This is a genomic window from Ruegeria sp. AA3, from assembly GCF_056542905.1.
Genome location: NZ_JBQGAQ010000014.1, coordinates 90,270 through 103,168 on the forward strand (window position 1 = coordinate 90,270; position 12,899 = coordinate 103,168).

The following is a 12,899-nucleotide window of genomic DNA, read 5'->3' on the forward strand; positions in this document are numbered from 1 at the left end:
CCTGCGGTCATGATCGCAAAGCTGCACCGGTTCGTTGCGCCGCATCAGAGACTTCAGGTTTTGGGATCGCATTTCTAAGCGCCTCGTTCGGTTCAGTCAGCGAAAATCCCGGCAGCAATTCGTTAAAGAAACTTCCATCCAGACGATGCGGTGTATCCCATAGGTAGCGCATTTCAAGCAGATGTGGGGCTAGACGCCAGAAGGGGCGGGCCAACTGCAACGGCCACCACGCCATCTGCTTAAGCGCAATGTCTTGCCCAGTCATCTGTGACAACATCTGTGCCATTTCATTGCCGGTCAGAGTGTAACCTGCAAAGGGAACATCACAGAATCGCGGCAGCTCGCCGCGTATGTCTGCCAGGGCCACGGCGGATCGGGTCAGATCGGGCAAGTAGGCCCAAGAATGCTGGATGTCGGGATTGCCCGGGTACACAAAGCGACCACGCTGCAAGTGTTTGATCATGATCTGATCGAACCAGTTGCCCGAGGCCGTGGTGTCGATGAAGTCACCTGCGCGCAACAAAATTGTCCGCACGGATGAAGCGCGATATGCCTCTTCCATTTCGATGCGGATGCGCCCCAGCGGATTGCGTGCAAGATGGGGTGTTTCACTGGACCAAGGTCCAGGCGTATCCGCGCCGAAGACATAAACGTTGCCGGGCACAATCACTGTCAAATCATGTTCAGATGCCACATCTATGACCTGTCGATGCAATTCAGGGACTTGCTTCGCCCAATCGGGATACAGCGGGTTCCATGCGTTCACGATAACGTCTGCCCCGCGTGCCGCCGAGTGTAGATTGTCGCTGCGTCGATCAAACCGGCGCACGCCCCAACCCGCGTTGGAAAAAGCCTGTGCAGCATTGCGACCAAAGCGGCCACTGGCCCCGAGAATAAGTGCTGTTTGTGACATCGGTCCCTCCATTCAACACCAATCTATTCATTCATCAGTATTTGGAAATTGCCAAAAACCGCAGACTATGTATTCGTTTTTGAATGGCAAATTCTCTTCAACTTTCTGACTGGTCCTTGATCCAAAGTTTTCTCGCTGTTGCGGAAACGGGCTCATTATCCGCGGCCGCGAAGCAACTTGGGCGCAGCCAGCCAACGCTGGGACGTCAGGTGCATGCGCTGGAAGAAGAACTGGGCGTGTCGCTGTTTGACCGACACGCGCGCGGGCTAACGCTCAGCGAAGTGGGGCAGCAGGTATTGCCGATGGCGCAGCAAATGTATGGCGCGGTCAATGCGCTGGGGCTGACGGCGGCGGGTCAGGCGCAACAGCTCGAGGGGTCGGTCAGGATCACCGCCTCGGTCTTTGTCTCACACCACCTGTTGCCACCGATTCTGGCCGCAATCCGGCAGGCAGAACCGGCGATTCAGCTTGATCTGGTCGCCTCGGATGCCAGCGAGAACCTGCTGTTCCGCGAGGCTGACATCGCCGTACGCATGTATCGCCCTGAACAGGTCGATATCGTTGCCAAACATATCGGAGAGGTCCCGCTATGTTTCTGCGCCGCCCAAAGCTATCTGGGTCGTGCGGGGCGGCCAACAACGCCGACAGAGCTGATGCAGCACGACCTTGTGGGATTTGACACCAACGAAGACATCATCACCGCCATGCGGAACAAGGGCTGGCCCGCCAGCCGGGACAGCTTTGCAACGCGATGCGACAACCAAACGGCCTATTGGGAACTGATCCGTGCGGGATGCGGGGTGGGGTTCAGCCAACTCAGCATTGTGCAGGCTGATCCAGAGGTCGAGGTGTTGGACATCGATGTAGAGATACCAGTGCTGCCGGTCTGGCTGGCTGCCCCTCAGGCGATGCGACAGACCCCGCGCATTCGCAGAGTCTGGGATTTGCTAGCCGACGGGTTGAAGGCCCGGCTTTAAAACCGCCTACAGCGCGCCGGTATAGGTGCCGCGCGCAGGATAGTTATTGGCCAAGGTGAATTTCAAACCGCCGACGATGTCCGACATCGGCGGTCGCGCAAAAGGCGTTGTCTGCTGCCAGACGTAATAGAGGGTCTGATCGGGCTTGATATAGAAATGCCCCGGCTCGGCGAATAACGCTGGCTCTGCACTACCTTCGCGCGCTACCGAGATGTTCAGACCCCAGACATCCCGCGCATCGGCCATGGACAGGCCGTGCCCAACGCGCAGTTTTGAGACTCCAGCTTTCTCCACTGTTTCCGCCGCTCGTTCGCCGGTATCCGTGGTGATCATGATCACCTCGATCCCCAATTCTGCGAAATCATCCAGCGCTGCTTCGACCTCGCCCATCTGGCGAATGCAGATCGGGCAATGCAGGCCGCGATACTGAATCACCAGCGTTCCGTTTTCGCCTGCGTCACGCTCAAGATCAAAGGTGCCATGGCCTACAGTTTCGATTTTCAGCGATGGGGCCGGATTTCCGGGTGTCAGCATGTGGTTTCCTCGTGATTTGGCGGGTTCGTCTCATTGACCCGATGCGCCGCAAACGCTAGGGCCTGTGCGACAAAACGCAAGGAGACTATCGATGTCCAACCCCTCGCTCCTCATCCTGCCCGGAGACGGAATTGGCCCGGAAGTTATGGCCGAAGTGCGCAAAATCATCGATTGGTTCGGCGCCAATCGCGGTCTTCAATTTGACGTGAGCGAGGATCTGGTCGGCGGTGCTGCCTATGATGCGCACGGGAAGCCCCTGTCGGATGAGACCATGGCCAAGGCACAAGAGGTCGACGCCGTTCTGCTGGGTGCCGTTGGCGGCCCTAAATACGACGATTTGGACTTCAGCCTGAAGCCCGAGCGCGGCCTGTTGCGTTTGCGCAAGGAAATGGACCTGTATTCTAACCTGCGCCCCGCTCAATGCTTTGACGCGCTGGCGGATTTCTCGTCGCTGAAGAAGGATGTGGTAGCAGGCCTCGACATCATGATCGTGCGCGAGCTGACCTCGGGCGTCTATTTCGGCGAGCCGCGGGGCATTTTCGAGGAAGGCAATGAACGCGTTGGCATCAACACCCAACGCTACACCGAGTCCGAGATCGAACGCGCCGCGCGTTCGGCTTTTGAGCTGGCGATGCGTCGGAACAAGAAACTGTGCTCGATGGAAAAAGCCAACGTGATGGAATCGGGCATCCTATGGCGTGAAGTCGTAACCCGCGTGGGTCAGGAATACCCCGAGGTCGAGCTGTCGCATATGTATGCCGACAACGGTGCGATGCAGCTAGTGCGCGCGCCCAAGCAGTTTGACGTGATCGTCACCGACAACCTGTTCGGCGATGTTCTGTCCGATTGTGCCGCGATGCTGACCGGGTCACTGGGAATGCTGCCGTCCGCCTCACTTGGCGCACCGATGGCGAATGGGCGTCCCAAGGCGATGTACGAGCCGGTACATGGGTCCGCCCCCGATATCACGGGTCAGGGCAAAGCCAACCCGATCGCCTGTATCCTCAGCTTCGCGATGGCGCTGCGCTACAGCTTCGATCAGGGCGACGAAGCAGGTCGTCTGGAAGCGGCGATCGAAAAGGTTCTGGCCGACGGTGTTCGCACGGCTGATCTGCTGGCTGAAGAAGGTGTTGAGCCGGTATCGACCAGCGAAATGGGTGATGCAATTCTGTCGGCACTCGACGAAAGCGTCTGATCTTACGATCACTCAGACATCAAAGGCGGTGCCCAGCGCACCGCCTTTTTTTGTTCGTCAGTTACCAAAAATGTTGTTCAGCAGATTGTTGATCGCCTTATCCAAGCCGGTCTGTTTCTTACGGCGCTGTTGCTGCGGCTGAGCAGTTCTGACCGGTGGGTCCGGCGCCAGCATGGGCAACGGTGAGGGCGTCATCCCTTCTGTCACGCGCAACATCGTCTCTTTCCAAATCTCCGCCGGCAGACCTCCGCCAGTCACGCCCGACAACGGTGTATTGTCGTCGTATCCCATCCAAACGCCCGTCACGTAATCCGCTGTGAACCCGATGAACCACGCATCCCGCGCGGCTTGGGTCGTGCCGGTCTTGCCCGCCACCTGCCAGCCCGGCAGTTTTGCACGCCCACCTGTACCCTCAGAAACCACACGCTCCATCATCCAGGTCAGTTGCTTGGCGGCCTTGTCGTTGATGACGCGTTCACCGATGCCGGTTGTCGTGACCATGACGGGGTCAGTCTCGCCCAGCAGTTTCAGCTCGGTCAGGCCATAGGGCTCCACCGCTGAGCCGCCGTTCAGGATACCGGCATAAGCGCCAGTCATCTCGATCAGCGTGCTTTCCGATGCGCCCAACGCCAGCGCAAGCCCTTCGGCCAGATCACTTGAAAGCCCGAAACCGCTGGCAACGGTGCGGACATTATCAAGCCCAGAAATATCTGCCACTTTGACCGCCGGGATGTTCAATGAGTTCTTCAGCGCATCCGCTAGAGTCACCCGACCATAGAACTTGTGGGTGTAGTTCTTCGGGCACCACTGGCCCGACCCTGCGATATCCCAGCAGGTCGGTTCGTCCATAACCGTATCCAACGGTGAATATCCCAGCTCCAACGCCGTCGCATAGACAAATGGTTTGAAAGACGACCCCGTCTGACGCAGAGCCTGCGTGGCTCGGTTGAACGCGCCCGATACTCGGGTCTTGCGCCCACCGACCATACCGCGCACGGCGCCATCGGCGGACATCACCACAATAGCGGCCTGCGCTTTGGACCCTTCGCGCACTTTCTCTTGGAAGATGAACTTCAGTGCCTCTTCCGCCGAGGTTTGAATGCGTTGATCCAGCGTGGTCCGGATCACCACGTCCTCGGTTGTGTTACGTGTGAAAAACTCAGGCCCACTGGCCATGACCCAATCCGCAAAATAACCACCTGCTCGGGCGGCGGCGGCTTCAGACAACTGCGCCGGGCGACTGCGTGCTTCGCTTGCCTGCGCACTGCTCAGATAGCCTTGAGCCTCCATTAGCCCAACCACCAACCGTGCCCGGTCCTGCGATCGTTGCAGGTTATTCGTGGGCGCATAGCGAGAAGGTGCCACCAGAAGCCCCGCCAACATTGCCGCCTCGGCGGGAGATACTTCGGCTGCCGAAATGCCGAAATAGCGCTGGCTGGCGGCTTCGAAACCGCGCGCTCCTGCACCGAGGAAGGCCCGGTTCAGATAGATCGTCAGAATTTCATCCTTGGAGTATTTGACCTCCATCGCGATTGCATAAACTGCCTCTTTCGCTTTGCGCCAAAGCGAACCCTGACGGCAATCAGCTTCGTATGCGGCCTCTGATTCCCACGCGCTGGGATCATATGGGACACCGAGGCAAAGCAGCTTCGCTGTCTGCTGTGTGATGGTCGAGCCACCATGGCCAGACAACGGTCCGCGCCCTTCGCTCAGGTTGATGCGCACCGCGCTCGCGACACCGCGCGGGCTGACACCGAAATGGCGGTAGAACCGCTTATCCTCGGTCGCGATCACGGCATTCTTGAGATGCGGCGAAACTGTATCCGCGGTGATCACGCCACCAAACTGATCGCCGCGCCAGGCAAAGACCTTGCCATCACGGTCCAGCAAGGTCACCGAGCCCTTGGCCCGCCCATCTAACAAGGCATCCACATCCGGTAGCGATGTGTAAACGACACCGACGGCCAGCGCCAACAGCAAGCCAGCCACCGCACCAATCCGCCATGTGACGCCCCAGAACAGACGCCAGAGCCAGCGGAACAGGCGGCGGAAAATGCCACCGCCCTTCCCACCAGAACTGCGCCGCGTTTTCTTCCGGGCCGTCTTGCGCAGGGCGGTTTTTCGGGCAGTCGACTTCTTACCAGCAGGTTTTGCAGCCCGCTTGGTCGCCGCAGGTTTTCGACCTTTGGACGGGTACCTTTTATCTGCGACCAGTCGCGGTTTTCGGCGGTTGGACTCAGTCATGCTCAAACTCTGCCCGGTTATACTTTTGGGGCACCATACCCCGCCGGAGCGGCCATGTAGAGGTGTGAAATTCTGGTATTTCCCCTCACTTGTTTGCCCATTTTTTCATCATGTAGCGCTATTCGTGCAAAAAATGTGCAAATTTGCTGATTATTCCCCCTCATTTCCCCTGTGAGAGCGTTCCTTCAGAGCCTCGAATACGCATTTTTCTGCAGGTGCAAAATACCCGGCCACCCGGGGTAATAGAGGGGAAAGACGTGAAACTGATCATTGCGACAATCAAACCGTTCAAGCTTGAGGAGGTGCGCGAGGCGCTGACCAATGCAGGCGTGCGCGGCATGATGGTAACTGAGATCAAAGGGTTCGGCTCGCAATCGGGTCACACCGAGATTTATCGCGGCGCAGAATACGCCGTGAATTTCGTACCCAAGATCAAGCTCGAGATCGTGGTGCCCGCCACGATGGCCGACCAGATCATTGAAACCATCACCACCACCGCCAAGACCGGCAAGATCGGCGATGGCAAGATTTTCGTCCTCGATGTCGAGCAAGCCCTGCGCGTGCGGACCGGGGAAACCAACGAAGAGGCGCTTTAAGCGCGCTCACTCACAATCATTCGAGGACTGACAATGAACCTGATGAAATCTCTCATCCCTGCCGCCGCGATTGTCGCGTTGCCGCAGATGGGTCTTGCGCAAGAGGCCGCTACCGGCGAGCCCGCGCAACACACCCAATACATCTTCACCACGCTGCTGTTCCTGATGGGCGGCTTTCTGGTGTTCTTTATGGCCGCAGGCTTTGCCATGCTCGAAGGTGGGCTGGTGCGGTCCAAGAACGTTGCTATGCAGATGACCAAGAACATCGCCCTGTTTTCCATTGCTGCGATCATGTACTGGCTGATCGGCTTTAACCTGATGTACCCCGGTGATGGCTGGACCATTTCAGGCTGGCTGGGTCCGTTCTTCTCGACAACCGTGCTTGATCCAGTGGGCGTTGGTGCAGATGCAGCAGCACTTGACTACGCCTCAATCGGTTCGGATTTCTTCTTCCAACTGGTCTTTGTCGCCGCAACCGCCTCGATCGTGTCAGGAGCAGTCGCTGAACGGATCAAGCTTTGGCCTTTCCTTGCCTTCGTTGTTGTTCTGACCGGCATCATGTACCCGATATCGGGCTCGTGGCAGTGGGGCGGTGGCTGGTTGTCCGAAGCTGGCTTCTCGGACTTCGCTGGTTCGACCATCGTGCACTCGGTCGGTGGCTGGGCAGCTCTGGCAGGTGCCCTCATCCTTGGGCCGCGCATTGGCAAGTACAAGGACGGCAAAGTGCACCCGATGCCCGGTTCGAACCTGGCGCTTGCTACCTTGGGTACCTTCATCCTTTGGCTGGGTTGGTTCGGCTTCAACGGTGGCTCGCAGCTGGCCATGGGCACCGTAGGAGATGTCTCGGACGTATCGCGCATCTTTGCCAACACCAACATGGCTGCTGCATCCGGCGCGGTTGCTGCCTTGATCCTGACGCAGCTGCTGTACAAAAAGCCTGACCTTACCATGGTGCTGAACGGCGCGCTGGCCGGTCTGGTTTCAATCACCGCTGAACCCCTGGCCCCAACCCTGTTTGGCGCCCTATGGATCGGTGCCGTAGGTGGCATCATCGTGGTCTTCGCAGTTCCGATGCTGGACAAGTTCAAGATCGACGATGTTGTGGGCGCTATCCCGGTTCATCTGTTCGCCGGCATCTGGGGCACCATCGCCGTGATCTTCTATGGCGAGGCCAGCTTGATTACTCAGCTGACTGGTATCATCGCGTACGGTGTATTCACCTTTGTCGCCGCTCTGATCCTGTGGACCTTACTGAAAGCCACTGTCGGTATCCGTGTCAGCGAAGAAGATGAGATCAACGGTCTCGACATGGCTGAGCTTGGTATGGAGGCCTATCCGGAGTTCTCCAAAGGTTAATAGCCAACCATATGCAAACAAAACCCGGGCATTCACGCCCGGGTTTTCCATTTTTTAAAGACGCGGTTCAGACACCAACATCAATGATCGCCTGAGCCAGAATCGGCACGGTCGTCGCATTCAATCCTGCGATATTCAGGCGGCTATCACCAACCATGTAGATACCATGATCCGCACGCAGCTTCTCGACCAGCTCAGGGGCAGCGCCCAGCCGCGAAAACATTCCTCGGTGTTGCGCGATAAACCCGAACCGATCCGATCCGCTGAGGCGTTGCAACTCGTCTGCCAGTTGTTGACGCAAGCCCAGCATCGACAAGCGAACTTCTTCCAGCTCGGCGGCCCAGTCGGCGCGCAGAGACTCATCATTCAGGATCGTGGTCACAACGCGCGCGCCATGATCGGGTGGGAAAGAGTAATTTTGGCGATTCAGAAACGCCAGAGAGGATTGGTTCAACGCAGTCTGAGCCGGATCATCACTGATCGCCACCAGCAGACCAGTACGTTCGCGATAGACGCCAAAGTTCTTCGAGCAGGACGCCGCGATGAGGCAGCGTTTCACGGAAGAAGCCACCAGACGCGTCGCCTGCGCATCCTCCTCAAGACCATCGCCAAAGCCTTGATAGGCGATGTCGATCATCGCCACGAGGCTGCGTTCGTTGATCAGGTTCACGACTTCCTGCCACTGCACCATGTTCAGGTTGGCGCCCGTTGGGTTGTGGCAACAGCCGTGCAACAGAACCACGTCGCCCGCATTGGCGGTTTTTAGATCTTCGATCATGCCATCGAAATCAACACCACGGGTTTCGCTGTCAAAATAGCGGTATTCGGCGGTTTCAATCCCCAGATAACGCAGGATCGACGGATGGTTCGGCCATGTGGGGTTCGACAGGAAGACACGGGCCGACGGATTAGCCATGCGGATCAGTTCAAACGCCTGACGACAAGCCCCGGTTCCGCCGGGGGTCGCCACGGCAGCAATATTGCCACGTGGCACGGCGTCCCCAAGGATCAGCCCGATCATCGCGTCTGCGTAAGCCGGATCGCCCGCCAACCCGGTATAAGCCTTGCTTTCTTGCTCTTCGAGAATTCGCTTTTCGGCAGCCTTCACTGCACGCATCACCGGTGTGACACCTTCGGCGTTCTTGTACACACCGACACCCAGATCGATCTTTTGATCACGTGGGTCTTCGCGGTACATCTGCATCAGCGCCAGAATCTTGTCAGCGGGTTGCGGTTTGAGGTTCTCGAACATCAGTTCTCTCCGGTTGCGACGGGCAGGGTCGGGAAGGCACCCCATTCAGCCCAGGAGCCGTCATAAAGCGAGTGGTCTTTCTTGCCCATGCGCTCGAGCGCAAGGCTGAGGATCGCTGCGGTCACGCCCGACCCACAGGACGTGATCGTGGGTTTCGACAGGTCCACGCCTGCAGCTTCGAATATTGCACGACAGTCTTCGGGTGACTTCATCGTGCCGTTTTTGTTCAGCAGCATTCCAAATGGCACATTGCGAGAACCGGGGATATGGCCCGAACGCAACCCTTCGCGTGGCTCAGCCTCGGCACCAGCGAAACGAGATGCCGAACGGGCATCGATTATCTCGTGATCATGCAGTTTGGCAGCCGCAGAAACCTGCGTGACATCGCGGATCAGATGGTTCTGCACCCGCACGGTCATGTGACGGTCGCGAATAACCGGAGGCAGGTCCTCAATCTCTCGTCCTTCGGCCTGCCATTTGGGCAACCCACCATCCAGAACGGCGATGTTTTCCTGCCCCATCAGACGGAACAGCCACCAGACCCGTGCTGCCGACATCAGACCAGCGCCATCATAAACCACTACCTGATGGCCATCACCCACTCCCATTGCCCGCAAGCGCGACATGAATTTCTCGACCGGAGGTGCCATGTGCGGCAGATCCGAACGATGATCGGAAATCTCATCAATATCGAAAAAACGTGCACCAGGAATGTGGCCCGCGTCATACTCTGCCTTGGCGTCGCGGGCTTGCTGCGGCAGGTACCACGACCCATCCAGTATCCGTAGATCCGGATCCTTGATATGAGCGGCAAGCCATTCGGTAGAAACGAGGGTTTTTGGATCGTCCTGCATCAAAGCCTCCCCTAAGCGAGCTTGGGTTTTCCCTATACTCGGCGCGATGCGGGTTCAAGGCTGGATAGCGCTAGCGCTTCGGTAGCATTGGATTTAACCCGCCCGGCGCAGGCGAAAGTGCTGAATAATCCCGATCACGCTGATGATGATCCAGAAGCCTTCGATCAGCATCGATGCCAGATTGAAGTTCTGCATCAGCGAAAACACGATCAGAACCGAACCGACCAGGTTCACCACCGGAAAGGCCAGATCGTCTGAATTCATCATGCGCATCTGGGTGGCAAAATAGGCTACAACCACGATCAATGCCCCGAAGGAGCCGATCGCATCGACGAATGTCAGGCTGTCAAAGAACGCAGTCACGGTGGTTCGATCCTAATCTAGATTTTCGACCGATTGGGAATAGTGGTGCATGTTCAGGAACGCCGCCCCCTGATCACCAGCGCGGTATCCATGCGGCAAATCAGCAGCGAAGCGCAATCCCTGCCCAGCTTGCAGCGGAATCCATTTGTCCGCGCGCAGAATTTCCAAAACTCCGCTGAGCACAAAGACCTCTTCGGTCACCCCCGCCGCATGGGCTGGCGACTCATGGCTTTGGTTCGGGGACAGCTCAACATGAAATGTCTCGGCTCCCAATGCCGGATCAAAGGGAAAGACAATCTTGACCTCGATACTTCCCGGAAATGTCACGGTGCTGAACACATCGGTATCTGCCGTGTCGCGCATTGCGGCGGTGCCAATCAAAGCGCTCAGCGGCAATTGGAAGCCCTTCGCGATCTTCCACAAGGTCGCGATGGTCGGGCTCGATTCGCCGCGCTCGATCTGACCCAACATGGCTTTACTGACCCCGGTCAGTTCGGCCACTTTAGACAGGCTTAACCCCGATGCAGCGCGAACATCCCTTAGTTTCAGCGTTAACTCGTCTGATTCCATATCCAAGCCTTGCGATTTGCCTTGTGCGTTATAACGTACATATGATACGTGCGCTATAACGTACACACCCAATATCGCAGCTTGGGCAATAGGGAAACAGCATCATGCCAATGTACCGATCCAGAACCTCCACCCATGGCCGCAACATGGCCGGCGCCCGTGGCTTATGGCGCGCCACCGGAATGGGCGACGACGATTTTGGCAAGCCAATCATAGCGATCGTCAACTCGTTCACTCAATTTGTACCTGGCCACGTGCACCTGAAAGATTTGGGCCAGATGGTCGCGCGCGAGGTTGAGGCCGCAGGAGGCGTCGCTAAAGAGTTCAACACCATCGCGGTGGATGACGGGATCGCCATGGGACATGACGGGATGCTGTATTCCCTGCCCTCGCGCGAGGTGATCGCAGATTCGGTAGAATACATGGTTAACGCCCATTGCGCGGATGCGATGGTCTGCATCTCGAACTGCGACAAGATCACACCCGGAATGCTGATGGCTGCCATGCGTCTGAACATCCCGGCAATCTTCGTCTCTGGTGGTCCGATGGAAGCCGGCAAAATCGACATCGCCGACCTAGACGCCAAGAAGATCGACCTTGTGGATGCGATGGTCGCTGCTGCTGACGACAAGTTCACTGACGAACAGGTCCAGCATATCGAAGAGAACGCCTGCCCGACCTGCGGTTCGTGCTCGGGCATGTTCACCGCAAACTCGATGAACTGTCTGGCCGAAGCGCTGGGGCTGGCCCTGCCGGGCAACGGCTCGACGCTTGCTACGCACGCGGACCGCAAAGAGCTGTTTCTCGAGGCTGGTCGCCGGATCGTCGAGATCACCAAACGACACTATGATTTGGACGAAAAAGGCTTCTTGCCGCGCGAGATTGCGACGTTTGATGCCTTTGAAAATGCCATGAGCCTCGACATCGCAATGGGTGGCTCGACCAATACCGTGCTGCACCTGCTGGCCATCGCGCACGAAGGTGAAGTGCATTTCACCATGTCCGACATGGACCGTCTGAGTCGCCAGGTGCCGTGTTTGTGCAAAGTCGCGCCCAACATCGAAAACGTGCACATGGAAGACGTTCACCGCGCTGGTGGCATCTTCTCGATCCTGGGTGAACTCAGCCGCGCGGGCCTGCTGCATGAGGATTGTCACACAGTGCATTCGGGCACGATGGGTGAGGCGATTGCCAACTGGGACATCAAAGTCGCCAACAACCCGAAGGCTCAGGACCTGTTCAAGGCCGCGCCCGGAGGCGTGCGCACCACGCAGGCCTTCAGCCAATCAAACCGGTTCAAAGAGCTTGATACCGATCGTGAAGGCGGCGTTATCCGCTCGAAAGAACACGCGTTCAGTCAGGATGGCGGTCTGGCTGTGTTGTTTGGGAATATCGCGCGCGACGGCTGCATCGTTAAGACGGCAGGTGTTGATGAGAATATCCTGAAATTCACCGGCTCTGCTTATGTTTGCGAAAGCCAGGATCAGGCAGTGAACGATATTCTGACCGGTAAGGTCAAAGAGGGGGACGTGGTGGTTATCCGTTACGAAGGTCCACGCGGAGGTCCGGGCATGCAAGAAATGCTGTATCCGACTTCGTACCTGAAATCCAAAGGTCTGGGTAAAGCCTGTGCCTTGCTTACCGATGGGCGTTTCTCGGGTGGAACATCGGGGCTGTCGATCGGCCATGTCTCGCCAGAAGCCGCTGAAGGTGGCGAAATCGGTCTGGTACATACCGGCGACAAGATCGAAATAGACATCCCCAACCGCACAATTCATTTGGCAGTCTCTGACGAGGAGCTTGCGGCCCGGCGCGAGGTACAGGACGAAAAAGGCTGGCACCCCGCCAACCCACGCAAACGCAAGGTCTCAACCGCCCTCAAAGCCTATGCAAAACTGGCAACCAGTGCCGCAAAAGGCGCAGTACGTCAGGTTTGACCTATTTCAAACTTTCAGCGCTGCACTAGCTCATGGGTCAAAGCAACAAGATCGAGGTCTTCTCGTTCCAGATGATCGGCCCGGAATGTGATCATGGCATGATCCAGC

12 protein-coding genes are annotated in these 12,899 nt (G+C 57.5%); 5 read left to right on the forward strand and 7 right to left on the reverse strand.

What is annotated here, in order from left to right:
• Nucleotides 1-7: 7 nt before the first annotated feature.
• Entirely contained in the window at nucleotides 8-913 is a 906-nt protein-coding gene (locus ACR0JR_RS19745) for a Rossmann-fold NAD(P)-binding domain-containing protein (protein WP_480457661.1), read from the reverse strand.
• 83 nt (nucleotides 914-996) lie between these two features.
• Between ACR0JR_RS19745 and ACR0JR_RS19750 the strand changes: the two genes are divergently transcribed.
• Nucleotides 997-1,890 (forward strand): LysR family transcriptional regulator, encoded by an 894-nt coding sequence (locus tag ACR0JR_RS19750; protein WP_480457662.1) that lies wholly within the window; start codon nucleotides 997-999, stop codon nucleotides 1,888-1,890.
• A 6-nt stretch (nucleotides 1,891-1,896) separates the two neighbouring features.
• Here ACR0JR_RS19750 and ACR0JR_RS19755 read toward each other — a convergent pair whose 3' ends face one another.
• Nucleotides 1,897-2,424: a redoxin domain-containing protein gene (locus ACR0JR_RS19755; protein WP_480457663.1), complete on the reverse strand. Its 528-nt coding sequence runs from the start codon at nucleotides 2,422-2,424 to the stop codon at nucleotides 1,897-1,899.
• 91 nt (nucleotides 2,425-2,515) lie between these two features.
• Here ACR0JR_RS19755 and leuB point away from each other — a divergent pair, with 91 nt between their 5' ends.
• A complete protein-coding gene (gene leuB / locus ACR0JR_RS19760) occupies nucleotides 2,516-3,619 on the forward strand; it encodes a 3-isopropylmalate dehydrogenase (RefSeq protein WP_480457664.1) in 1,104 nt (367 codons plus the stop codon).
• 57 nt (nucleotides 3,620-3,676) lie between these two features.
• On the opposite strand, the gene ACR0JR_RS19765 is transcribed toward leuB, so the two are convergent.
• Nucleotides 3,677-5,863 carry a transglycosylase domain-containing protein gene (locus ACR0JR_RS19765; RefSeq protein ID WP_480457665.1) on the reverse strand — a complete coding sequence of 729 codons (2,187 nt, stop codon included), beginning with the start codon at nucleotides 5,861-5,863 and terminating at the stop codon, nucleotides 3,677-3,679.
• A 257-nt stretch (nucleotides 5,864-6,120) separates the two neighbouring features.
• Between ACR0JR_RS19765 and ACR0JR_RS19770 the strand changes: the two genes are divergently transcribed.
• Nucleotides 6,121-6,459 (forward strand): P-II family nitrogen regulator, encoded by a 339-nt coding sequence (locus ACR0JR_RS19770; RefSeq protein WP_010438740.1) that lies wholly within the window; start codon nucleotides 6,121-6,123, stop codon nucleotides 6,457-6,459.
• Nucleotides 6,460-6,492: 33 nt separating this feature from the next.
• Nucleotides 6,493-7,815, forward strand: coding sequence for an ammonium transporter (locus ACR0JR_RS19775; protein ID WP_010438738.1), 1,323 nt, complete (start codon nucleotides 6,493-6,495; stop codon nucleotides 7,813-7,815).
• A 67-nt stretch (nucleotides 7,816-7,882) separates the two neighbouring features.
• Here ACR0JR_RS19775 and ACR0JR_RS19780 read toward each other — a convergent pair whose 3' ends face one another.
• From ACR0JR_RS19780 to ACR0JR_RS19795, 4 genes are all read right to left on the reverse strand, one after another.
• Nucleotides 7,883-9,067: an amino acid aminotransferase gene (locus ACR0JR_RS19780; RefSeq protein ID WP_480457666.1), complete on the reverse strand. Its 1,185-nt coding sequence runs from the start codon at nucleotides 9,065-9,067 to the stop codon at nucleotides 7,883-7,885.
• A complete protein-coding gene (gene sseA / locus ACR0JR_RS19785) occupies nucleotides 9,067-9,921 on the reverse strand; it encodes a 3-mercaptopyruvate sulfurtransferase (protein ID WP_480457668.1) in 855 nt (284 codons plus the stop codon). Before sseA ends, ACR0JR_RS19780 begins: the two co-directional genes overlap by 1 nt.
• A 93-nt stretch (nucleotides 9,922-10,014) precedes the next feature.
• Nucleotides 10,015-10,284, reverse strand: coding sequence for a CBU_0592 family membrane protein (locus ACR0JR_RS19790; protein ID WP_480457669.1), 270 nt, complete (start codon nucleotides 10,282-10,284; stop codon nucleotides 10,015-10,017).
• Between the two features lie 12 nt (nucleotides 10,285-10,296).
• Nucleotides 10,297-10,854: a helix-turn-helix domain-containing protein gene (locus tag ACR0JR_RS19795; protein ID WP_480457670.1), complete on the reverse strand. Its 558-nt coding sequence runs from the start codon at nucleotides 10,852-10,854 to the stop codon at nucleotides 10,297-10,299.
• A 104-nt stretch (nucleotides 10,855-10,958) separates the two neighbouring features.
• Between ACR0JR_RS19795 and ilvD the strand changes: the two genes are divergently transcribed.
• Nucleotides 10,959-12,791, forward strand: a complete 1,833-nt coding sequence (ilvD, locus tag ACR0JR_RS19800) for a dihydroxy-acid dehydratase (RefSeq protein ID WP_170703690.1) — start codon at nucleotides 10,959-10,961, stop codon at nucleotides 12,789-12,791.
• Nucleotides 12,792-12,899: the final 108 nt, after the last annotated feature.

Bases quoted from the DNA above. Each gene is read 5' to 3' on its own strand.
- ACR0JR_RS19745 (WP_480457661.1), bottom strand. From the start codon at position 913: ATGTCACAAACAGCACTTATTCTCGGGGCCAGTGGCCGCTTTGGTCGC.
- ACR0JR_RS19750 (WP_480457662.1), top strand. From the start codon at position 997: ATGGCAAATTCTCTTCAACTTTCTGACTGGTCCTTGATCCAAAGTTTT.
- ACR0JR_RS19755 (WP_480457663.1), bottom strand. From the start codon at position 2,424: ATGCTGACACCCGGAAATCCGGCCCCATCGCTGAAAATCGAAACTGTA.
- leuB (WP_480457664.1), top strand. From the start codon at position 2,516: ATGTCCAACCCCTCGCTCCTCATCCTGCCCGGAGACGGAATTGGCCCG.
- ACR0JR_RS19765 (WP_480457665.1), bottom strand. From the start codon at position 5,863: ATGACTGAGTCCAACCGCCGAAAACCGCGACTGGTCGCAGATAAAAGG.
- ACR0JR_RS19775 (WP_010438738.1), top strand. From the start codon at position 6,493: ATGAACCTGATGAAATCTCTCATCCCTGCCGCCGCGATTGTCGCGTTG.
- ACR0JR_RS19780 (WP_480457666.1), bottom strand. From the start codon at position 9,067: ATGTTCGAGAACCTCAAACCGCAACCCGCTGACAAGATTCTGGCGCTG.
- sseA (WP_480457668.1), bottom strand. From the start codon at position 9,921: ATGCAGGACGATCCAAAAACCCTCGTTTCTACCGAATGGCTTGCCGCT.
- ACR0JR_RS19795 (WP_480457670.1), bottom strand. From the start codon at position 10,854: ATGGAATCAGACGAGTTAACGCTGAAACTAAGGGATGTTCGCGCTGCA.
- ilvD (WP_170703690.1), top strand. From the start codon at position 10,959: ATGCCAATGTACCGATCCAGAACCTCCACCCATGGCCGCAACATGGCC.